Source organism: Streptomyces nanshensis (genome assembly GCF_001751255.1).
Classification (GTDB): Bacteria; Actinomycetota; Actinomycetes; order Streptomycetales; family Streptomycetaceae; genus Streptomyces; species Streptomyces nanshensis_A.
Genome location: NZ_LJGW01000015.1, coordinates 1 through 20,995, shown reverse-complemented (window position 1 = coordinate 20,995; position 20,995 = coordinate 1). Strand labels below are relative to the sequence as shown.

The following is a 20,995-nucleotide window of genomic DNA, read 5'->3' as shown; positions in this document are numbered from 1 at the left end:
CCGGCGCTGTCGCCCCCGTGCTCAGCCGCCCCCGCGCTCGTGCCGCCAGAAGCCGACGATGCCGGGGCCGCCCGTACCGCCCGGACCTCCGGAGCTGCCGCCGGTACCCGCACCGCCCGGCCCCGGACCGTTGCCGGAGTTCCCGGTACCGCCCGCGGCCCCCGGGCCGTTCGAGCCGCTGTGCGTCGGATCGGTGCTCCCGAGCGACCCTCCGCCCGGATGCGGCGCCGCCGAGCGCTGGATCACCACGACGCGGTCCGTGGACTGGAGCGGGTCCGCCTGCGGGTCGTCGTACCCGAGCAGCCGGTGCCCGCGTACGACCGTGACCACGAGGTCCCGGCACTCCCGCGGCGGGCGGCCCACCTCGGCCTTGGTGACGGGCCGTTCGGTGAGGCTGAGGCCCGAGCCCTGCTGGATGAGGTCCTCCATCACGGAGCTGGCGTTCGGGCTGAGCACCGAGAGCCCGAGGAGACGGCCGGCGGCGCTGGCGCTGGTGATCACCGCGTCGGCGCCGGACTGGCGCAGCAGCGGGACGTTCTCCTCCTCCCGTACCGCCGCGACGATCTTCAGCCGCCGGTTGAGCTGGCGCGCGGTCAGCGTGACGAGCACCGCGGTGTCGTCGCGCTGGGTCGCGATGACGATCTGCTTGGCCCGGCGCACCTCGGCGCGGGCGAGGACGTCGCTGCGGGTGGCGTCGCCCGAGACGCTCACGTAGCCCTCGTCGTTGGCGGCCTTCGCCACATGGTGGTTCGGGTCGATGACCACTATCCGGTCCCGGCCCACGCCGGTGGACAGCAGCGTCTGCGCCGCCGAGCGGCCCTTCGTACCGAAGCCGACGACGACTGTGTGGTCGCGCAACTGGGACCTCCAGCGGGCCAGGCGCCACTGCTCGCGGGTGCGGTCGGTGAGCGCTTCGAGCGTGGTGCCGATGAGGATGATCAGGAACAGGATGCGGAGCGGGGTGACGAGCAGGATGTTCGCGATGCGGGCGCTGTCGCTCGCGGGCGCGATGTCGCCGTAGCCGGTCGTGGAGAGGGTGACGGTCGTGTAGTAGACGGCGTCGAGGAAGGAGACCTTGCCGTCGGCGTTGTCGTTGTAGCCGCCGCGGTCGAGATAGACGATCAGTACGGTCAGGCCGAGCACGACGAGCGCCGCCAACAGGCGCCGTCCGACCTGTAGTTGCGGGCTGACCTCGGAGCGCGGCAGCAGGATGCGGTAGTGGTCGCTCCCGTCCGCGGGGTGCTTCACCATGCGAACCACGGAAGCGGCAGCACCCGTACTCCGGAGCCCGCGGCGCCGCCGCCCGCCGGCACGACCGCGAGCGCGTCCGCGGTGGCGACGCCGCGCAGCATCGCGGGACCGTGGTAGCGCAGCGGACGGGCGCGGGAGTCCGACGGGGAGTAGGCGACGGGCACGAGCCGGGTGTCCCGCGGGTGTCCCGGTACGTCGTCGGTCAGGCGCGCGGAGACCTCGCGTTCGGTGCGGCGGTCGCCGAGCGTACGGATCAGCGGGGCGGCGAGCGTGACGAGTCCGGAGAGCGCCGCGAGGGGGTTGCCGGGCAGGCCGACCAGGAACGGGCCGCCGGGTCCTGCGGTGCTCACGGCCCGTGCGCCGGACGTCCCCTCGGTTGCTGCTCCGGGCAGTCGCGCCAGCAGCATGGGGTGGCCGGGGCGTACACGGACGCCCTCGATGAGCAGACGCGCGCCGACGCGGTCGAGCGTGGGACGCAGATGGTCCACGGGGCCGCGCGCGGTGCCGCCCGTGGTGACGACGAGATCGGCGGTGGTGGTGGCGACGGCCTCGTGGAGCGCCTCCGCGTCGTCGCCGAGGCGGCGGGTGACGACGACGTCGGCGCCGAGCTGCGCGAGCCACGGGGCGACGGCCGGGCCGAGCGCGTCGCGGATGCGGCCGTCGTGCGGGACGCCGCGGTGCAGCAACTCGTCGCCCAGGACGAGGACTTCGGCGCGGGGNAACTCGTCGCCCAGGACGAGGACTTCGGCGCGGGGGCGGCGCGTGACCGGCAGCCGGTCGTAGCCCGCCGCCGCCGCGAGTCCGAGCACGGCGGGTGTGACGGTGGTCCCGGCAGGCAGCAGCCGGTCGCCCGAGCGGCACTCCTGGCCGCGGGGCCGGATGTCGGTACCGGGCTCGGGACGCGACGCGGGGTTCCTCGTCCGCAGCCGGGAGCCGTCCAGTTCGCCGTACTCGTGCCGCAGCACGGCGCTCGCGCCGGACGGTACGCGGGCGCCCGTGGCGATGGGGACGGCCTCGCCGTCCGGGAGGGCGCGCGGCTCGACGAGGGTGCCGGCGAGGATCCCGCCGTCCGCGGCGCCCTCGCTCAGCGTCCAGGGGCCGGGACCTGCGACGGCCCAGCCGTCCATGGCGGAGGTGTCGAAGGACGGCAGATCGGTCAGGGCGTCGAGCGGGGCGTCGAGGACGTGGTCCAGCGCCTCGTCGAGCGGGAGGACGTGGGAGGCGAGGCGGCTCGCTGCGCGGGCGGCGCGGAAGCGGGCGTCGGGCCAGGGGACGTCGCGGGCGTGGGAGGGGGCCGGGTCCTGCGGACCGTCCCCGTGGCGGGAGGTGCCGGGGGTTCCGGTGGTACGGGAGGCGCTGCCGGACCGGGCGCCGGCAGGCTCGGCCGTGTCCTTGGACGTACGGGGGTGCCGGCGGGCGGAGCGGTCGTCGAGCCAGTCGGGGGCTGCCANACCGGCCGCCGCCGCGTGGGCGCGAGGGCGTCGCACCGCGTGCGGCCGTGCCCGGAGCGGTCACGGGTACGCCGCCGTACGCGCCGTTGGCCAGCGCGATCGCCTCGTCGAGTTCGTCGGCGTCGCTCATCGCCCGTCGCCCTGTTCCCCTTCGCCCCCTCGGCCGCTCTCCTCGTCCTCCGCGGCCTCCTCGGCCCAACGCGCCGCCAGGCGGGCGGCCTTGGCGGCGGCCTCCGCGACCTGCTCGGGGGAGCCGCCCCGTTGAGCGGCGGCGTAGCCCACGAGGAAGGTCGTCAGCGGTGCGGCGGGACGGGCGACGCCGTGCGCGGCGTCGCGTGCCAGGTCGAGAAGCACGGCCGTGTCCACGTCGAGATCGACGCCGAGTTCGGCCTTGGCTGCGGCCATCCATTCGTCCAGCACGGTGTCATGCTCCCTGATACGGGCCCTGGCGGCGGCGACGTCTTCCCAGGTGTCGCAGTCGAGGGCGGCGGAGGCGGAAGGTCGGCGACCCACAGCGATGTCGATGCGTCGAAGTCTCAGCTCGGGAAGGATCAGTCGCAAGGGGAGACCGTTGAGGGTCCCGTATTCCGTGTGCAGCAGGGCCAGTTCACGGCGGAGCGACTCGGTCCGGTAGGCGGCGAGGAGCGGCTGGTCGCGGCCGTCGTTCACGAGCGCGCCGTCCGCGCCGTCCGCGTCCTCCGCCGCTCGTGCGGTCTCCGGCTCACCGGGCGGCCGGGCATGGGCCGTCGCGAGGAGCGTGCGTACGGTCTCCGGCTGGAGGAAGGGCAGATCGGCGGAGAGCACGAGCACCGTCTCCGCGGTCACACCGCGCAGCCCCGCGTCGAGCCCGGCGAGCGGGCCGCCGCCCGGCGGGTCCTCCCGCACCCAGGTCACCGGACGGTACGTCGGCCTGCGCGGGCCGACGACGACGGTGGTGGCGGCGCCCGCGCACGCGGACAGCACGCGGTCGAGGAGCGTGCGGGCGCCGACGGTCAGCGACGGTTTGTCGGTGCCGCCGAGGCGCCGGGCGCCGCCGCCCGCGAGGACGACGGCGTCGTGGTGGTACGCGTGGACGTCAGGTGTCACGCCCTAGAGCGTACGGAGCAGCACCGCGGGCTGTTCCACGCAGTCCGCGACATGGCGCAGGAAGCCGCCCGCCGTGCCGCCGTCGCACACCCGGTGGTCGAAGGTGAAGGAGAGCTGTACGACGCTGCGCACCGCGAGTTGACCCTCGTGGACCCAGGGCTTCTCCGTGATGCGGCCGACGCCGAGCATCGCCGCCTCGGGGTGGTTGATGATCGGGGTCGAGCCGTCGACGCCGAAGACGCCGTAGTTGTTGAGGGTGAAGGTGCCGCCGGTCAGGTCGGCCGGCGTGAGTTCGCCGGTGCGGGCCCGTTCGGTGAGCCGGGCCAGTTCCCGGCTGAGCCCGGCGGTGTCGAGCGCGTGCGCACCCCGTACGACCGGGACGACGAGACCCCGGGGGGTCTGCGCCGCGAACCCGAGATGCACCTCGGAGTGGCGGACCACCTCGCGGGCGTCCATGTCGACGCTCGCGTTGAGGTCGGGGAAGCGGGCCAGGGCCGCCGTGCAGATGCGGGCGAGGAGCGCCAGCAGGGAGATCCTGGGTGCGCCCTCGGCCGCTGCGTCGGAGGAACCGCTCGGGCCGCCGACGCCCGTGGCGGAGTTCATCGCGCGGCGTGCGGCGAGCAGTTCGGTCGCGTCGGCGTCCACCCAGCAGGTCGCGTCGGGGATCTCACGGCGGCTGCGGGAGAGCTTGTCGGCGACGGTGCCGCGGAATCCGGTGAGGGGGATGCGCGTCGCCGTCTCCGGTACGGAGGGTGCGGACGGTGCCGCGGGTGTGGACGGCGCCGCGGGTGCCGTCGCCGGAGCGGCCGGTGCCGTCGTCCCCGCCGTCTCCGTACGGGAGCGCAGCGTCCGTTCCACGTCCGCGCGGAGGATCAGCCCGTCCGGGCCGCTGCCGCTGACGGCGCGCAGATCGAGGTCGTGTTCGCGGGCGATGCGTCGTACGAGCGGGGAGATGACGGCGACCGGTCCGCGCTGCGCGCTCGCCTCCGGGGCGCTCGTCTGCGGGCCGGGCGACGCGGCCGGAACGGGGGCGGTACGCGGCGTCCGTTCCTCCGGCACCGTGGAACCGACGGCCGGACGGGGCCGTGCGCGACGGCGGCGGCCCGACGGGGCCCCGGTGCCGTAGCCCACGAGGACGTTGCCGGAGCTCTCGCCTCCGGCGGCCGCCCCGTCCGCAGCGTCCGCACCGCTCGTACCACCCGCACCGGCCGCACCGTTCGTACCGTCCGTGGCGGGCACATGTCCGTTCGCGCTGCCGGCGCCGCCCTGCGGCGTCTCCTGCGACGCCCCCACGGCCACCGTCAACAGCGGTGCCCCGACGGGGATTTCGGCGCCCTCCGCCCCGTACCGCGCCGTGACGACGCCGCCGTACGGACAGGGCACGTCCACGAGCGCCTTGGCCGTCTCGACCTCCACGACGGACTGGTCCACCGCCACCACGTCGCCGACGGCCACCAGCCACCGCACGACGGTCGCCTCCGTCAGGCCCTCGCCCAGATCCGGAAGCGTGAACTCCCGTACGGACGCCATCAGCGCACCCCTCCCCCGAGGCTCCCGAGGCCCCCGGACTCCTCGCCGGAGCGCCACTCGCTCTCCCACTGGAGCCGCGCGACGGCGTCCAACACCCTGTCCACGTCCGGGAGATGGTGCCGCTCCAGCATCGGCGGCGGATATGGGATGTCGAAACCCGCGACGCGCAGCACCGGCGCCTCCAGGTGGTGGAAGCAGCGCTCGGTCACCCGCGCCGCGATCTCCGCGCCGGGACCGGCGAAGCCCGTCGACTCGTGTACGACGACGGCGCGGCCGGTGCGCCGTACGGACGCGACGACCGTGTCCTCGTCGAAGGGCACCAGCGAGCGCAGGTCGACGACCTCCAGCTCCAGGCCCTCGTCGCGCGCGGCGGCCTCCGCCGCCTCCATGCAGACGGGCAGCGAGGGGCCGTAGGTGATGAGCGTCGCCGAGGAGCCGGGACGCCGCACGACGGCGCGGCCGATCTCCGGGACCTCGGCGGGCCGCTCCGGCGACCAGTCGTCCTTGCCCCAGTACAGCCGCTTCGGCTCCAGGAAGACGACCGGGTCGTCGCTCGCGATGGACTTGCGCAGCAGCCCGTACGCGTCCGCGACCGTCGCCGGCGTGACGACGTGCAGTCCGGGCGTCGCCATGTAATACGCCTCGGAGGAGTCGCTGTGGTGCTCGACGCCGCCGATGCCGCCGCCGTAGGGGATGCGCACCGTCAGCGGCATGGGCAGGGCGCCCCGTGTGCGGTTGCGCATGCGGGAGATGTGCGAGACGAGCTGCTCGAAGCCCGGATAGGCGAAGGCGTCGAACTGCATCTCGACCACGGGCCGCATCCCGTACATCGCCATGCCCACCGCCGTGCCGAGGATGCCGGCCTCGGCGAGCGGGGTGTCCGTGCAGCGGTCCGCGCCGAACTCGGCCGCCAGGCCGTCCGTCACACGGAAGACGCCGCCGAGCGTGCCGACGTCCTCACCGAAGACGTGCACGTCCGGGTCGTCGGCGAGGGCGTCGCGCAGCGCGCGGTTCAGCGCCTGCGCCATCGTGGACGGCTTACGGGCGGGCTCCCGGGACGGCTGCGCACCGGGCGGCGACGACGTGCCCGTCGCTGTGCTCATTTCCGGCTCCCCTGGTCGTCGGTGCGGTGCCCGGTGCTCCCGGATCCGCCGGCCGTCCCGGTGTGCTCCGCCTCGGCCGCCGCCAGCTCCGCGCGGAGCTGTTCGGCCTGGCCCTGGAGCTGCGGCGTGCGCCGGGCGAAGACGTGGTCGAAGAGGTCCATCGGGGCCAACTCCGGCTCCTGGTGCATGCGTTCACGCAGGTCGCCCGCCATCCGCTCGGCCGCCTCGCCGGCCTCCCGTACGCCGTCGTCGTCCAGCAGCCCGCGCGAGCGCAGCTCACGCTCCATCAGCGCGACCGGGTCGTGCTCGCGCCAGGACTCGACCTCGGCCGCCTCCCGGTAGCGGGTGGCGTCGTCGGCGTTGGTGTGCGCCTCCAGGCGGTATGTCACGGCCTCCACCAGGCAGGGGCCCTCGCCCGCGCGGGCCCGCTCCACCGCGTCCGTGAGCACGTGGTGCATGGCCGCCGCGTCGTTCCCGTCCACGAGCCGTCCCGGCATGCCGTAGCCGACGGCCTTGTGCGCGAGGGAGGGGGCGGCCGTCTGCTTCGCGAGCGGTACGGAGATCGCGAAGCCGTTGTTCTGTACGAGGAAGACCACGGGGGCCTGCCAGACGGCGGCGAAGTTCAGCGCCTCGTGGAAGTCGCCCTCGCTCGTGCCGCCGTCGCCGACCATCGCGAGCGCCACCACGTCGTCGCCCTTGAGCCGGGCGGCGTGCGCCAGGCCGACCGCGTGCGGAAGCTGGGTCGCGAGCGGGGTGCTCAGCGGCGCCACGCGCGTCGACCGCGGGTCGTAGCCGCTGTGCCAGTCGCCGCGGAGCAGCGACAGCACGGCCACGGGGTCGAGGCCGCGGGCGACGGCCGCGAGGGTGTCGCGGTAGCTGGGGAAGAGCCAGTCCTGTTCGCGCAGGGCCAGCGCCGCCGCGACCTCGGCGGCCTCCTGGCCCGTGGAGGACGGATAGACCGCGAGGCGGCCCTGCTTGGTGAGGGCCGTCGCCTGCTCGTTGAAGCGGCGTCCGCGCACCAACTGCCCGTACAGCTCGCGGAGCAGGGCGCCCTCCAGCTCCGCCTCGGTGCCCAGCAGCCGGAACGGTTCGCCGTCCGGCATCAGGGGGGCGGGGTCGCGGCGGGGGCGCCAGGCCGGGGGCGGTGCGAGGTGGTAGGCACCGGACTGCTCGAGAACCGTCATGGGTGAGCACCTCACTCAAGGGGGCTGCCAGGGCTGAGAAGTCGTTCGGTCGTTCGTCGGTCCCGGTCGCCCGGCGCCGGCTGCGGCACTCGGGCCCCGCGGACCCGGGTCTCGGGTACTCAGGGCTCCAGGGCCTGTCCGGGTGCGGTGATCCGGGCAGGCCCCGATGGGCGTGGAAGCGCGCTGTCGTCGTGCTCCCCTACCGATTGTTCGGTTGCCGGCACATTTTGGCTACAGGCGACGGCAGCCTGTGGACAAGTGGCGCGATCGTGCGTTCGATGGACGCAAGGTGTCCAGCGAGGGGAGGTCCCACGGCATGCCGGACGGACATATTGCCGATGCGTCCGACGGTCCCGTGATCCCCGGCGCGGAGCCCTCCCCGGGACTGGATCCGCGCCCGCCCGCACGCCCGCTCGACCCGGTCGACAGGGACATCCTGCGGCTGCTGCGCGCGGACGGCCGGATGTCGGTGCGGGCGCTCGCCGAGCAGGTCCACATCTCCCGCGCCAACGCCTACGCCCGTATCAACCGCCTCGTGGACGACGGCGTCATCCGGGGCTTCAGCGCCCGCATCGACGAGGAACGGGCGGGCCAGGGCGCCTCCGCGTACATCACGCTCAAGATCGTGCAGGACTCCTGGCGCAGCGTGCGCGAGAAGCTGCTGCGACTGCCCGGGGCGACGCATATGGCGCTGGTGAGCGGCGACTTCGACGTCCTGCTGCTGGTGCACACCGCCGACAACCGCTCGCTGCGCGACCTGGTGCTCACCCGGATCCAGTCGATCCCGGAGGTCATCAGCACCCGGACGCTGCTGGTCTTCGAGGAGACCCATCTGGAGCCGGACATCTGACGCACCGGCCGGAGCACCGGGCTCCGGATCCCGGCTTCCGATCCCGACCTCGACCCCCGCCCCCGACCCGAACGAGAGGCCCCCGATGACGGCTGCCGAGCACCCTCCGCGCGCCACCGCCCGCTCCTGGTGGGGCTGGGGCCGCAGCGACCGGGCGCTTCCGGACCGCGAGTGCGCGGACCTCGCCGCTCTGGTCCCCGGACTGCCGTCCGAGCCGCTGCCGGTGCCCGACCCGCGCGGTCTGGAGCTCGCGCGCCCCCGCGTCGCACCGCCCGCCGCCCTCGCGCATCTGGTCTCGGACGGTACGGCGGACCGCGCCGCCCACACGTACGGCAAGGCGTACCGGGACGTCGTACGCGCCCTGCACGGCGACCTGGCGGCCGCCCCCGATCTCGTCGCCCACCCGCGTACGGAGCGGGAGTTGACGGGCCTCCTCGACTGGGCCGCGGACCGGAACGTCGCGGTGATCCCGTACGGCGGCGGCAGTTCGGTGGTCGGTGGCGTCGAGTACCGCGGCGGCGACCACGCGGCCGTCCTGTCGCTGGACACCACGGCGATGGACCGCGTATTGGAGGTCGACACCACCAGCCGGGCGGCACGCATCCAGGCCGGCGTCCTCGGGCCCGCCCTGGAGCAGCGGCTGCGCGAGCACGGCGGCGGCCTGACGCTGCGCCACTTCCCGCAGAGCTTCGAGTTCTCCACCCTCGGCGGCTGGCTCGCCACCCGCGCCGGCGGTCACTACGCGACGCAGCGCACCCGTATCGACGACTTCGTCGAGTCGATGCGCGTGGTCACTCCCGCCGGTACGTCGGAGTCGCTGCGGCTGCCCGGCTCGGGCGCGGGCCCCTCCCCGGACCGGCTCTTCCTCGGCTCCGAGGGCGTACTCGGCGTGATCACCGAGGCGTGGATGCGGCTCCAGGACCGTCCCGTCCACAAGGCGTCGGCCGCCGTGCGGTTCGCGGACTTCGCGGACGCGGCCGAGGCCGTGCGCGCGATCTCGCAGTCGGGTCTGGACCCGGCCAACTGCCGCCTCCTGGACCCCGGTGAGGCCGCCCTCGCGGAGGCCGCGCACGGCGGCGAGAGCGTGCTGGTGCTGGGCGTGGAGTCGGCGCACCGTCCGGTGGACGGGACGCTCGCCGAGCTGTGCGCCCTGGCCGCCGACCACGGCGGCACGGTCGCCCCTCCCGGCGACGAGGAAGAGAAGGGCGGCGACGCCACCGTCGGCGCGTGGCGGTCGGCGTTCCTGCGCATGCCGTACGTACGGGACGGGCTGGCGCGGATGAGCGCGATCACCGAGACGTTCGAGACGGCCTGCACCTGGGACCGCTTCCCCGGTCTCTACGAGGAGATACGCAGCGGCATCGGGGCCGCGGTCGAGGAGGTCACCGGCCGCCCCGGACTCGTCAACTGCCGCCTGACGCACGTCTATCCGGACGGCCCGGCCCCGTACTTCACCGTGATCGCCGCCGGGCGCCGCGGGGCGGAGGTTGCCATGTGGGACGAGATCAAGAGTGCCGCGATGGAGACGCTCACGCGGCACGGGGCCACCGTCACCCACCATCACGCCGTGGGCCGCGACCACCGGCCCGGATACGACCGGCAGCGGCCGGAGCCGTTCGCGCTCGCGCTGCGGGCGGCCAAGGGGGTGCTGGACCCGGGCGGGATCCTCAATCCGGGCGTGCTCGTGGACGTACCGGGGCGCGGGACGAGGACGAGGACGAAGCCGGGGCCGGGGCCGGGGCCGGGGACGGATACGGACTGAGGCGGACTCCCCGTACGTCCTGGGGCAGGCCGGCCCGTTCAGTCGTTCTCAGTCGTTGCGCAGACCCGCGAAGGCCGTGCGGACGACGGCCTCGGCGACCTCCTCGCTCGTGGCGGCGCCGCCGCGGCCCGCGCGCGAGGGCCTGTACCACTCCACGACGGAGTTGATCATGCCGAACAGCAGCCTGGTCGCGAGCCGTACGTCCACGTCCGCCCGCAGATCGCCGTCCGCGACCGCCTGCTTCAGCAGCTCCGAGACCCGCTGGTCGAACTCGCGGCGGCGTGCCATCGCCCACCGCTCGGTGTCCGTGTTGCCGCGCACGCGCAACAGCAGCGTCACGTACGGCAGTTCGGTCATCAGCACCTCGACGGTGCGGCGGGTGACGTGCTCCAGCCGGTCGATCGCGCGGCCCTCGCGGGCCGCGGGCTCGTCGAGCACGCCGAAGAGGCCGCTGAGGGCCCGGCTTATCGCTCTGCGCAGCAGCTCCTCCTTGCCGCGCACATGGTGGTAGATCGACGACTTGGAGATGCCGGCGGCCTGTGAGAGGTGCTCCATCGACGTGCCGTCGTACCCGCGCTCGATGAACACCTCCACGGCGACCTTCAGCAGCGAATCGGGGGTGTAGGTGTCGCGCTTGACCGGCATGCGGCCGATGCTATCCGCGTTGTCCACAGGCTCATCGTCCCCCTTGCACCGACCGATCGTTCGGTAGCAGTATCTACCTGTCGCCGCTCGGAGGACAGCCGAGTGCGGCCCATGCAGGGCCCGCGGAGCCGCGCACACCTCGCGGGGTGAGCGGGCGACGCGGCGCAGGACAGCGCCAGCCACCCAGCCCGAAGCCCGACGAGGAGTTGGTCGTTCGTGACCGCACCCGTGACCACCACCGCGACTCCGGCCGGAGGCGCCGCGCTCTCCGCCGCCCGGCTGACCGAGAGGCACCGTCCCACGCTCGACCGCGCGCTGGAGGCGATCCGCAGCCGCGAGTACTGGTCGCCGCACCCCGAGCACCCCAAGGCGTACGGGGAGGGCTCGCAGATCGAGGGCTCGCTGAGCGCCGGACAGGGCCAGGCCGCCTTCGACGCGCTGCGCGGCGGCCGCTTCGAGATCGAGGGCCAGCCGGGCACCGCCGGCCCGGAGGGCGGCTGGACGGCGACCGAAGTCTCGCCGTACGGCCTGGAGTTGGGCATCGAGTATCCGCGCCCCGACCTCGACGTGCTGCTGCCGGAGATGCGCAAGGCGATGCCGGCCTGGCGTGCGGCGGGCCCGGAGGTGCGGGCCGCGGTGTGCCTGGAGATCCTGGCCCGGATCAGCGCCCGTACGCACGAGTTCGCGCACGCGGTGATGCACACCAGCGGGCAGGCGTTCATGATGGCGCTGCAAGCGGGCGGCCCGCACGCGCAGGACCGCGGCATGGAGGCCGTCGCCTACGCCTATGCGGAGCAGACGCGTACGCCGGAGGCCGCCGCCTGGTCCAAGCCGCAGGGCAAGCGCGAGCCGCTCGACCTGGACAAGACGTTCACGGCGGTCGGCCGCGGCGTCTCGCTGCTGATCGGCTGCAACACATTCCCCACCTGGAACGGCTATCCGGGCTTCTTCGCCTCCCTCGCCACGGGCAACCCGGTGCTGGTCAAGCCGCATCCGCGTGCGGTGCTGCCGCTGGCGCTGACGGTCCGCATCGCCCGCGAGGTGCTGACGGAGGCCGGCTTCGAGGCGAACCTCGTCGCGCTGGCCGCCGAGCGCGAGGGCGAGGGCATCGCCAAGGAGCTGGCGCTGCGCCCCGAGGTCCGCGTCGTCGACTACACGGGCTCCTCCGAGTTCGGCGACTGGCTGGAGGCCAACGCCCGCCAGGCCCGCGTCTTCACGGAGAAGGCCGGGGTCAACACCGTGATCGTCGACTCCACTGACGACTACAAGGGCATGCTGGGCAATCTCGCCTTCTCCCTCTCGCTCTACAGCGGCCAGATGTGCACGACGCCGCAGAATCTGCTGATCCCGCGCGACGGCATCACCACCGACGCGGGACACAAGTCGTACGAGGAGGTCGTGACCGATCTGGCCGCCGCCGTCGGGAAGTTGCTCGGCGACGACGCCCGTGCGAACGCGATCCTGGGCGCCATCGTCAACCCGCAGGTGCGCGAGCGCATCGAGTCCGCGGCCGCGCTGGGCGAGGTGGCGCTGACCTCCCGCACCGTCGAGCACCCGGACTTCCCGGGAGCCCAGGTGCGTACGCCGGTCATCGTGAAGCTGGACGCCGCGCGCCCGGAGGCGGAGGCGGTGTGCTTCTCGGAGTGCTTCGGGCCGGTCTCCTTCGCCGTCGCCGTCGACTCCACCGCGGACGCCGTGGCGCTGTTGCGGCGTACGGTCCGGGAGAAGGGCGCCATGACGGTCGGCGCGTACACGACGTCGCCCGCGGCCGAGCGTCTGATCGAGGACGCCTGCCTGGACGAGTGCGCGCAGCTCTCGCTCAATCTCACCGGCGGGGTCTATGTGAACCAGACCGCGGCCTTCTCCGACTTCCACGGTTCCGGCGGCAATCCGGCCGCAAACGCGGCCCTGTGCGACAGCGCCTTCGTCGCCGACCGCTTCCGCATGGTCGAGGTGCGGCGTCCCTCGCAGGGAGCCTCCGGCCAGGGCTGACGGGCGCGGGCCAGGCCGGGCCGGAGTTCTCCGGATCGGTCGGGGCCCGGACAGCAGGAGGGGCGCCCGGCGCGTGCGGTGCGCGTCGGGCGCCCCGGTCGGTGCGGCCGGCTGAGGGGACCGTGTGGTGCGGGCCCGTCAGTCGCCGGGCTTGCCGGTGGACACCGTCAGATCGATCTTGTCCTCGTCCGGGTCCAAGTACTCGATGCCGTCCGGGGATTGCTCCAGGACCATGTTCTTGCCCCAGATGTTCTCGTCTTCGTGCGAGATCTTACCGAGCTTCCAACCCGCGGCCTTGATGCACTTCTTGACCGAGTCCAGGTTCTTGTAGGTGAAGTCGGGGACGATCTTCTTGTGCGCGTCCGAGTAGCTGTCGGAGGCGTTCGTGCAGCGGGACGACTCGATCGTCTTGGACTTGTCCTCCGGCTTGAAGCCGTTGCCTTCGTCCTCGTCGCTGCCGCTGCTCGTCGTCGGGTCGGAGGAGGGGGCGTTCCCCGGGTCCTGCGGGGCGGCGACGGACGGGCTGTGGGTCGCGACCGGGTCGTCGTCACCGCTGGTCGTCACGAAGGCCACGACGATCGCCGTCACCGCGACGACGACCGCCACCGCCGAACCGACGATCAGCGCCGTGTTGTTCTTACGCGCCGGAGGTCTGCCGGCGCCCTGCGGGGAGAGCGTGTAGGGCGGCGGTGTGTGCGGGCCCGCGCCCTGCTGCGCGTACGGCGCCCCCGGCGCGTACTGGTTCATCGGCGCCGTGCCGGGCGGCGGAGGCGTCGACGGCCCGAAACCGCCGTACTGCTGTGCCTGGTAGGGCTGTTGCACTCCCTGCGGCGGCGGTGTGCCCTCGCCCACCGGCGGGAAGACGGCCTGCCCGACGCCCGCACCGCTCTGCGCGACCGGCAGCCCCTGGACGATCGAGGGCGAGGCACCGGCGGACGCGGCCTGCCGGCCGACCCGCGTGCACTCCTGGTTCATCGTCTCGGCCGACGGGAAGCGCTCGTTGGGGTTCTTCCGCAGGGTCCGCGCGACCAGCGCGTCGACGGTCGGCGTCAGCGACTGGTTGATCGCCGAGGGGGTGGGTGCCTCCTCCTGCACATGCGCGTACGCGATGGCCAGCGGGGAGTCGGCGTCGAACGGCAGCCGCCCCGTGAGGAGTTCGAAGAGCATGATGCCGACCGAGTAGAGGTCGGAACGGGCGTCGACGCCGCGGCCCAGTGCCTGCTCCGGCGACAGATACTGCGGCGTGCCGACGACCATGCCCGTCTGCGTCATCGACGTGACGCCGGACTGCATGGCCCGCGCGATGCCGAAGTCCATGACCTTGACCACGCCGCGCTTGGTGATCATGACGTTCCCGGGCTTGATGTCCCGGTGTACGAGGCCCATTTCGTGGCTGACCTCGAGCGCCGACAGCACGTCGCCGGTGATCTTCAGCGCCTTCTCCGCGGGCATCGCCCCGAACTGCGCGATGTCCTCGTCCAGTACGGAGCGCAGCGGCTTGCCCTCGACGTACTCCATGACGATGTACGGCACCATCGCGCCGTCGATCTCGTCCTCGCCGGAGTCGAAGACGGAGACGATGTTGGTGTGTGTGAGCTTCGCGACAGACTGTGCCTCGCGGCGGAAGCGCTCGCGGAAGGACTGCTCGCGGCCGAGTTCGGTGTGCAGCGTCTTGACCGCGACCTGGCGGTCGAGGACGGAGTCGTAGGCGAGATAGACGGAGGCCATGCCCCCCGCGCCGAGCAGGCTCTGTAGCTGGAAGCGCCCGCCTCCGACCGTACGGCCCAAGTACTCCGCGGCAGCCTGTCCGCCGTCGTCACTCATCTGACTGCTCCCCCTCGGCGGCACGCCCCCGCACAGTTCCGATCCGAGGGCTCGTTTCCAGCCCCGGAGACCCGCTGATCTTTACTCAGTCTTGTACCCGCTCAAGTCTGCCGCTGCGCTCTGTGACGTCAAGCGCAGTGCCCGTTCCGTAACCGGATGGGCAACCTGTGCCTACAACTGTGGCTGCTCTGCCGCCGGGCGGCCCTTGCGCCGGGACGTGCGGTGTGCAAGTGCGCGGCGGTGCAAGGGCGGTACAGGGGAGGCGTAGCGGGACAGTACGGGACCGTGCGCTGGGTGTTCCGCGCGGGTTGCGGGAGGGGCCGCGGGAGGGCGACGGGAACGGTTCGGGAGCACCCCGGGAAGGTCTCGAAAAGGTCTCGACGGGCCCGTCCGCGGGGCCCCGCGTCCGTCGCCTGCGAACTTGCCAGCCGGGCACCGCGACCGATTGGATGGCTGATCCTTCCCCACCAAGTGACTCTCCCGAGCCTGTAGCCTCCAAAGCGGAGCAGGGCCGTACCGGCGCGTCCGGGCATGAGGCTCGAGCAAGGGGGTAGGCAACGCGCGACCCACGGCATGACGGTATTTCGACCCACGGCGAGGACAGATGGCACAGACGCAGGCCGGCGGGGGTCCCCCGGACCCGGACGCCATGGGCGGCTCCATGGCCGAATCGCCGGAGCTGTGGGGCAACAACGGTCTTGTCGGAGACGGCCGTTACCGCCTCACACACCGTCTCGGCCGCGGCGGCATGGCGGAGGTCTTCGCCGCCGAGGACCTGCGCCTGGGCCGTACGGTCGCGGTGAAGCTGCTGCGCTCGGACCTCGCGGAGGACCCGGTCTCCAAGGCCCGCTTCACGCGTGAGGCACAGTCCGTCGCGGGCCTCAACCACCACGCCGTCGTCGCCGTCTACGACTCCGGCGAGGAGACGATCGGCGGCAACGTCACGCCGTACATCGTCATGGAGCTGGTCGAGGGCCGTACGATCCGCGATCTGCTGATGAACGCCGAGGCACCGCCGGCCGACCAGGCCCTGATCATCGTCTCGGGCGTGCTGGAGGCCCTCGCCTACAGCCATCAGCACAACATCGTCCACCGGGACATCAAGCCCGCCAACGTCATCATCACCAACACCGGCGCGGTCAAGGTGATGGACTTCGGCATCGCCCGCGCCCTGCACGGCGCCTCCAACACCATGACCCAGACCGGCATGGTGATGGGCACGCCGCAGTACCTCTCTCCGGAGCAGGCGCTCGGCAAGACGGTCGACATCCGCTCCGACCTCTACGCCACCGGCTGTCTCCTCTACGAACTCCTCACGCGCCGCCCGCCGTTCACCGGCGAGACCCCGCTCTCGGTCGTCTACCAGCATGTGCAGGACGAGGCGGCGCCGCCGTCCGAGGCCTCCGACACCGCTCCGCCCGAGCTCGACGGACTGGTGATGCGCGCCCTCGCCAAGGACCCGGACGACCGGTTCCAGAGCGCGGAGGAGATGCGCGGCCTCGCCCAGTACGGGCTGCGGATGCTGCACGAACAGGGCAGCCACACGGGCGGGATGTGGAACACCGGTCCGGTCGCGCACGCCGGCGGCTCGACCCCGGCGATGGGCGTCCCCGGCGCCGACGCCCGGCAGCACCCCGGACACGGCGACACCTCGCAGCTCGCACCGCCGATGCTGATGGGCGCTCCCGGCCGGGACGACGGAGGCTTCGACGGCGGCCCGCGCCGTGACGAACGGCGCGGCAACGGCGTGAAGTTCGCCTTCATCGCGTTCGTCGCCGTGATCGCCGTCGCCGCGGGCATCTATTTCGCGGCGACGTACGAGTCCGGCAAGGGCGGCAACGACACCAAGCCGGAGACCTCGACGTCCGAGCCGAAGGACAAGAAGACGTCCGACGAGCCGACGCCGACGCTGACCGAGACGGAAGAGGACCCGGGCACGAGCACCGGGGACACCGGCGAGACCACCCCGTCCGAGAGGCCGTCGGAGACGACGCCGAGCGAGACGCAGAGCTCGCCGTCGGACGAGCCGACCGGCTCCCCGAGCGAGACCGCCTCCGGCGGCCGCGGCGGCAACACCAACAACGGCAACACGGGCGGTCCCACGAACACCCCGTCCGAGACGCCGTCGGACGACAACGGCGGTACGGACGACGGCGGCGGCGAGAACGGCGGTCCCGGGGGTCCGGAGGACTGACCGGGCGGCGCTCCCCCGTCCCGTACGGCGCTCACCCGGGGCATCCGTCGCACCCGGGGTCCGGCCTTCCGGCCCGGGGCGCGTGCGGCTCAAGTGCCCTGCGTACCCGGCCCCTTCTGGCCCTTCTGGCCGTCGTCCCGCCCGGCCGCCTGCATCCTCGCGACGTACGCGGCGGCCTGCGTCCTGCGCTCCATGCCGAGCTTCGACAGAAGCTGCGAGACGTAGTTCTTGATCGTCTTCTCGGCGAGGTTCAGCTCCTCGCCGATGGCCCGGTTCGTCATGCCCGCGCCGATCAGATCCAGGATGATGCGCTCCTGGCCGGTGAGCGCCGCCAGCCGCTGCTCCGCGCTCGCCTCGCCGCTCCCGCCGCCGGCCGCTCCCGCTGTGCGCGCCGCGCCTCCCCCGTCCGGCCCCCCGGCACCGGCTCCTCTGCGCAGCCGCTCGACCACCCGCCGGGCCGCGTCCGGCCCGATCAGCACCTTGCCCGCGGCCGTCTCCCGTACGGCCGACTGGAGCTCGGCGCCGCGGATCCCCTTGAGCACATAGCCGGAGGCGCCCGCGAGCACCGCATGGACGAGTGCCTCCTCGTCCGAGAAGGAGGTGAGGATCAGACAGCCGATCTCCGGGTTGCGCGAGCGCAGCTCCCGGCAGACCTCGATGCCGCTGCCGTCGGGGAGGCGTACGTCGAGCACGGCGACGTCGGGCCTCGCGTCCGGGATGCGCCGCAGGGCGTCGGCCGCGTTGTCGGTCTCACCGATCACCTCGATGTCGGGTTCGGCCGAGAGCATTTCGTGCACACCGCGGCGGATGACCTCGTGATCGTCGAGCAGGAAGACAGTGATTTGCGTGCTTTCTTCCATTTTTTCAGTCTCACACACTGGTCCCCGCTCCGCCCTTCCCGCACTCTGGAGCCGCGGGATACCGTGCATGGGGCCTCCCCGGCGCTGATGGCGTAGGGGAAGGTCCACGAGGCCCGCGAGGCTGTGACCAGTGACGTCCATGACCGCCCGGCTTGCCAGGACATCCAGCGCCTTTAGTTGGAAATCCGAGCAAAGTTGCAGGTCAGGGCGGCTTCATGCATGTATGGAGTCCTGGGAACTGCTTCAGCGGGCCTTAACCGAGACATCGTCACCGTCCGGTTGCCGTCCGTGCCGCACCCACCCCCGTGCGCCGTACGGGACCGGACGAGCCTCCCTCCGCCTCGCGGCGGGGGATCCCCAGGCCACCGGCGACCCCGGGGGCCGGACAGAAGAGGAGCACACGTGACCGTGGAGAGCACTGCCGCGCGCAGCATGGCGCGCCGCAGCGGCACCGGAGGCAAGAGCGCCACGAAGAAGTCGGCGTCCGCACCGCGGGAGGCCGGCGGTACCACCGGTACGACGGCGGCCACCGCGAAGCGTTCGAAGTCCGCGGGCGCCGCGAGCCCCGCGAAGACGGAGAACTCCGGGAAGCCGGCGAAGGCCGCGAAGTCGACGCGGACCAGCAAGACGGCGCAGCCCGCGAAGACGGCCAAGGCGAGCAAGGCGGCCAAGGCAGCGAAGCCCGCCAAGACGGCCAAGGCGGCGAAGTCCACCGCGTCCGCCAAGACGACGCGGACGGCTCGGACCACGAGGACGACGAAGGCGGCCCCCGCCGTGGACGGTTCCGCCGGCACCGAACTCGTACAGCTCCTGACGCCCGAGGGCGAGCGGGTCGAGCACCCCGACTACGCCATCGACCTCAGCGACGAGGAACTGCGCGGCCTGTACCGCGACATGGTGCTCACCCGGCGCTTCGACAGCGAGGCGACCTCCCTCCAGCGGCAGGGCGAACTCGGCCTGTGGGCCTCCCTGTTGGGCCAGGAGGCCGCGCAGATCGGCTCCGGCCGTGCGCTGCGCGACGACGACTACGTCTTCCCGACCTACCGCGAGCACGGCGTCGCCTGGTGCCGGGGCGTGGACCCGACGAAGCTGCTCGGCATGTTCCGCGGCGTGAACAACGGCGGCTGGGACCCGACGAGCAACAACTTCCACCTCTACACGATCGTCATCGGCTCCCAGGCCCTGCACGCCACCGGCTACGCGATGGGCGTCACGTTCGACGGCGCCGACTCCGCCGTCATCGCCTACTTCGGCGACGGCGCCTCCTCCCAGGGCGACGTGGCGGAGGCCTTCACCTTCTCCGCCGTCTACAACGCCCCGGTCGTCTTCTTCTGCCAGAACAACCAGTGGGCGATCTCCGAGCCCGCCGAGCGCCAGTCCCGTGTGCCGCTCTACCAGCGCGCCGCGGGCTTCGGCTTCCCCGGCGTCCGCGTCGACGGCAACGACGTGCTGGCCTGCCTCGCCGTCACCCGTGCCGCCGTCGAGCGTGCCCGCAGCGGCCAAGGGCCCATGCTCATCGAGGCGTTCACCTACCGGATGGGCGCCCACACCACCTCCGACGACCCCACCCGCTACCGCCGGGACGAGGAGCGCGCGGAGTGGGAGGCCAAGGACCCGATCGCGCGGCTGCGGACGTATCTGGAGAAGGACGGGCTCGCGGACGACGCCTTCTTCGCCTCCGTCGAGGAGGAGAGCGAGGCCATGGGCAAGCATGTGCGCGAGGCGATCCGCACCATGCCCGACCCGGACACCATGGCCATCTTCGAGAACGTCTACGCCGACGGTCACGCCCTCGTGGACGAGGAGCGCGCCCAGTTCGCCGAGTACCTCGCGTCCTTCGCCGACCCGGACGAGCCAGCCCACTCAGCCGCATCCGCAGGGGAGGGCCGCTGACATGGCCGCTGCCACATCGACCGCTTCCGCCTCCGCCGCGTCCGGCACCCCGGACGTACGGAAGATGCCCATCGCCAAGGCGCTCAACGAAGCCCTGCGCTCGTCGATGGAGAACGACCCCAAGGTTCTGGTCATGGGCGAGGACGTCGGCAAGCTCGGCGGCGTCTTCCGCATCACCGACGGTCTGCAGAAGGACTTCGGCGAGCAGCGGGTGATCGACACCCCGCTCGCGGAGTCCGGCATCGTCGGCAGCGCGATCGGGCTCGCGCTGCGCGGCTACCGGCCCGTCGTGGAGATCCAGTTCGACGGCTTCGTCTTCCCCGCGTACGACCAGATCGTCACGCAGCTCGCGAAGATGCACGCCCGCGCGCTGGGCAAGATCAAGCTGCCCGTCGTCATCCGCATCCCGTACGCGGGCGGCATCGGCGCCGTCGAGCACCACAGCGAGTCGCCCGAGGCGCTGTTCGCCCATGTCGCCGGCCTCAAGTGCGTCTCGCCGTCGAACGCTTCGGACGCGTACTGGATGATGCGCCAGGCCGTCGAGAGCGACGACCCCGTCATCTTCTTCGAGCCCAAGCGCCGTTACTGGGACAAGGGCGAGGTCGACGTCACCGCCATCCCGGCGCCGCTGCACGCGGCGCGGGTGGTGCGGCAGGGCGGGGACTGCACGCTCGCCGCGTACGGGCCGATGGTGAAGACGTGTCTGGAGGCCGCGTCCGCCGCGGAGGAGGAGGGGCGCTCCCTCGAGGTCGTCGACCTGCGGTCCATGTCGCCGATCGACTTCGACACCCTTCAGAAGTCGGTCGAGCGGACCGGAAGGCTTGTGGTGGTGCACGAGGCACCCGTATTCCTGGGGACCGGCTCGGAGGTCGCCGCCAGGATCACGGAGCGCTGCTTCTACCACCTGGAGGCGCCGGTGCTGCGCGTGGGCGGTTTCCACGCGCCGTATCCGCCGGCCCGGTTGGAGGACGAGTACCTTCCGGGGCTTGACCGGGTGCTCGATGCCGTCGACCGTGCGCTGGCGTACTGAGGAGAGTCGTGACGATGACTGAGAGCGCGACCCGCATCCGCGAGTTCAAGATGCCCGATGTGGGCGAGGGTCTGACGGAGGCGGAGATCCTCAAGTGGTACGTCCAGACCGGCGACACGGTCACGGACGGCCAGGTCGTCTGCGAGGTCGAGACGGCCAAGGCGGCGGTCGAACTGCCCATTCCCTTCAACGGAGCGGTGCACGAGCTGCGCTTCGAGGAGGGCACGACGGTGGACGTCGGCACCGCCATCATCGCCGTGGACACCGATCCGTCGGCCGGGCCGCTGGAGGGCGGCGCCGCCGCGGCGGACGCGGCGCCCGCGGGCGGCACCGGCGAGGA

At 72.7% G+C, this 20,995-nt stretch carries 16 protein-coding genes; 7 read left to right on the top strand and 9 right to left on the bottom strand.

Annotation, left to right across the window (positions count from 1 at the left end):
- Positions 1-21 precede the first annotated feature (21 nt).
- From AN218_RS00430 to pdhA (AN218_RS00405), 6 genes are all read right to left on the bottom strand, one after another.
- Positions 22-1,251: a potassium channel family protein gene (locus AN218_RS00430; protein WP_079131681.1), complete on the bottom strand. Its 1,230-nt coding sequence runs from the start codon at positions 1,249-1,251 to the stop codon at positions 22-24.
- Positions 1,245-2,738, bottom strand: a complete 1,494-nt coding sequence (locus AN218_RS00425) for a molybdopterin molybdotransferase MoeA (protein ID WP_244900171.1) — start codon at positions 2,736-2,738, stop codon at positions 1,245-1,247. Before AN218_RS00425 ends, AN218_RS00430 begins: the two co-directional genes overlap by 7 nt.
- 90 nt (positions 2,739-2,828) lie before the next feature.
- On the bottom strand, positions 2,829-3,788 hold the full coding sequence (locus tag AN218_RS00420; protein ID WP_070014423.1) for an NTP transferase domain-containing protein: 960 nt from the start codon (positions 3,786-3,788) through the stop codon (positions 2,829-2,831).
- Positions 3,789-3,791: 3 nt separating this feature from the next.
- The gene (locus AN218_RS00415; protein WP_070014422.1) at positions 3,792-5,318 is read right to left on the bottom strand and encodes a dihydrolipoamide acetyltransferase family protein; all 1,527 of its coding nucleotides are present in this window, start codon (positions 5,316-5,318) and stop codon (positions 3,792-3,794) included.
- The gene (locus AN218_RS00410; protein WP_070014421.1) at positions 5,318-6,421 is read right to left on the bottom strand and encodes an alpha-ketoacid dehydrogenase subunit beta; all 1,104 of its coding nucleotides are present in this window, start codon (positions 6,419-6,421) and stop codon (positions 5,318-5,320) included. Before AN218_RS00410 ends, AN218_RS00415 begins: the two co-directional genes overlap by 1 nt.
- Complete coding sequence (gene pdhA, locus AN218_RS00405; protein WP_070014420.1) at positions 6,418-7,605, bottom strand: pyruvate dehydrogenase (acetyl-transferring) E1 component subunit alpha; 1,188 nt, start codon at positions 7,603-7,605, stop codon at positions 6,418-6,420. Before pdhA (AN218_RS00405) ends, AN218_RS00410 begins: the two co-directional genes overlap by 4 nt.
- A gap of 316 nt (positions 7,606-7,921) precedes the next feature.
- Here pdhA (AN218_RS00405) and AN218_RS00400 point away from each other — a divergent pair, with 316 nt between their 5' ends.
- The gene (locus AN218_RS00400) at positions 7,922-8,455 is read left to right on the top strand and encodes an Lrp/AsnC family transcriptional regulator (protein WP_070014419.1); all 534 of its coding nucleotides are present in this window, start codon (positions 7,922-7,924) and stop codon (positions 8,453-8,455) included.
- A gap of 85 nt (positions 8,456-8,540) precedes the next feature.
- Positions 8,541-10,217: an FAD-binding oxidoreductase gene (locus tag AN218_RS00395; protein WP_079131680.1), complete on the top strand. Its 1,677-nt coding sequence runs from the start codon at positions 8,541-8,543 to the stop codon at positions 10,215-10,217.
- 48 nt (positions 10,218-10,265) lie between these two features.
- Here AN218_RS00395 and AN218_RS00390 read toward each other — a convergent pair whose 3' ends face one another.
- Positions 10,266-10,862: a TetR/AcrR family transcriptional regulator gene (locus AN218_RS00390; protein WP_070014418.1), complete on the bottom strand. Its 597-nt coding sequence runs from the start codon at positions 10,860-10,862 to the stop codon at positions 10,266-10,268.
- A 216-nt stretch (positions 10,863-11,078) separates the two neighbouring features.
- Here AN218_RS00390 and paaN point away from each other — a divergent pair, with 216 nt between their 5' ends.
- Positions 11,079-12,854 (top strand): phenylacetic acid degradation protein PaaN, encoded by a 1,776-nt coding sequence (paaN, locus tag AN218_RS00385; RefSeq protein WP_420855921.1) that lies wholly within the window; start codon positions 11,079-11,081, stop codon positions 12,852-12,854.
- Positions 12,855-12,992: 138 nt separating this feature from the next.
- Here the strand turns inward: paaN and AN218_RS00380 are convergent, their stop codons facing one another.
- Positions 12,993-14,678, bottom strand: coding sequence for a protein kinase domain-containing protein (locus AN218_RS00380; protein WP_070014417.1), 1,686 nt, complete (start codon positions 14,676-14,678; stop codon positions 12,993-12,995).
- Between the two features lie 604 nt (positions 14,679-15,282).
- Here AN218_RS00380 and AN218_RS00375 point away from each other — a divergent pair.
- Entirely contained in the window at positions 15,283-16,872 is a 1,590-nt protein-coding gene (locus AN218_RS00375) for a protein kinase domain-containing protein (RefSeq protein ID WP_070014416.1), read from the top strand.
- A gap of 89 nt (positions 16,873-16,961) precedes the next feature.
- Here AN218_RS00375 and AN218_RS00370 read toward each other — a convergent pair whose 3' ends face one another.
- Positions 16,962-17,732 (bottom strand): response regulator, encoded by a 771-nt coding sequence (locus AN218_RS00370; RefSeq protein ID WP_070014415.1) that lies wholly within the window; start codon positions 17,730-17,732, stop codon positions 16,962-16,964.
- A gap of 402 nt (positions 17,733-18,134) precedes the next feature.
- On the opposite strand from AN218_RS00370, the gene pdhA (AN218_RS00365) reads away from it, so the two are divergent.
- From pdhA (AN218_RS00365) to AN218_RS00355, 3 genes are all read left to right on the top strand, one after another.
- Positions 18,135-19,625 carry a pyruvate dehydrogenase (acetyl-transferring) E1 component subunit alpha gene (pdhA, locus tag AN218_RS00365; RefSeq protein WP_244900170.1) on the top strand — a complete coding sequence of 497 codons (1,491 nt, stop codon included), beginning with the start codon at positions 18,135-18,137 and terminating at the stop codon, positions 19,623-19,625.
- Positions 19,626-19,689: 64 nt separating this feature from the next.
- Positions 19,690-20,655, top strand: a complete 966-nt coding sequence (locus AN218_RS00360) for an alpha-ketoacid dehydrogenase subunit beta (protein ID WP_070014424.1) — start codon at positions 19,690-19,692, stop codon at positions 20,653-20,655.
- A gap of 14 nt (positions 20,656-20,669) precedes the next feature.
- The coding region (locus AN218_RS00355) for a biotin/lipoyl-containing protein (RefSeq protein ID WP_338059582.1) at positions 20,670-20,995 on the top strand (326 nt) is incomplete at its 3' end.

Excerpts from the sequence above, each read along its gene's own strand:
- AN218_RS00360 (WP_070014424.1), top strand. The coding sequence starts at position 19,690 with ATGCCCATCGCCAAGGCGCTCAACGAAGCCCTGCGCTCGTCGATGGAG.
- AN218_RS00390 (WP_070014418.1), bottom strand. The coding sequence starts at position 10,862 with ATGCCGGTCAAGCGCGACACCTACACCCCCGATTCGCTGCTGAAGGTC.
- AN218_RS00415 (WP_070014422.1), bottom strand. The coding sequence starts at position 5,318 with ATGGCGTCCGTACGGGAGTTCACGCTTCCGGATCTGGGCGAGGGCCTG.
- AN218_RS00375 (WP_070014416.1), top strand. The coding sequence starts at position 15,283 with ATGGCACAGACGCAGGCCGGCGGGGGTCCCCCGGACCCGGACGCCATG.
- AN218_RS00430 (WP_079131681.1), bottom strand. The coding sequence starts at position 1,251 with ATGGTGAAGCACCCCGCGGACGGGAGCGACCACTACCGCATCCTGCTG.
- AN218_RS00380 (WP_070014417.1), bottom strand. The coding sequence starts at position 14,678 with ATGAGTGACGACGGCGGACAGGCTGCCGCGGAGTACTTGGGCCGTACG.
- AN218_RS00395 (WP_079131680.1), top strand. The coding sequence starts at position 8,541 with ATGACGGCTGCCGAGCACCCTCCGCGCGCCACCGCCCGCTCCTGGTGG.
- pdhA (WP_070014420.1), bottom strand. The coding sequence starts at position 7,605 with ATGACGGTTCTCGAGCAGTCCGGTGCCTACCACCTCGCACCGCCCCCG.
- AN218_RS00400 (WP_070014419.1), top strand. The coding sequence starts at position 7,922 with ATGCCGGACGGACATATTGCCGATGCGTCCGACGGTCCCGTGATCCCC.
- AN218_RS00410 (WP_070014421.1), bottom strand. The coding sequence starts at position 6,421 with ATGAGCACAGCGACGGGCACGTCGTCGCCGCCCGGTGCGCAGCCGTCC.
- AN218_RS00370 (WP_070014415.1), bottom strand. The coding sequence starts at position 17,732 with ATGGAAGAAAGCACGCAAATCACTGTCTTCCTGCTCGACGATCACGAG.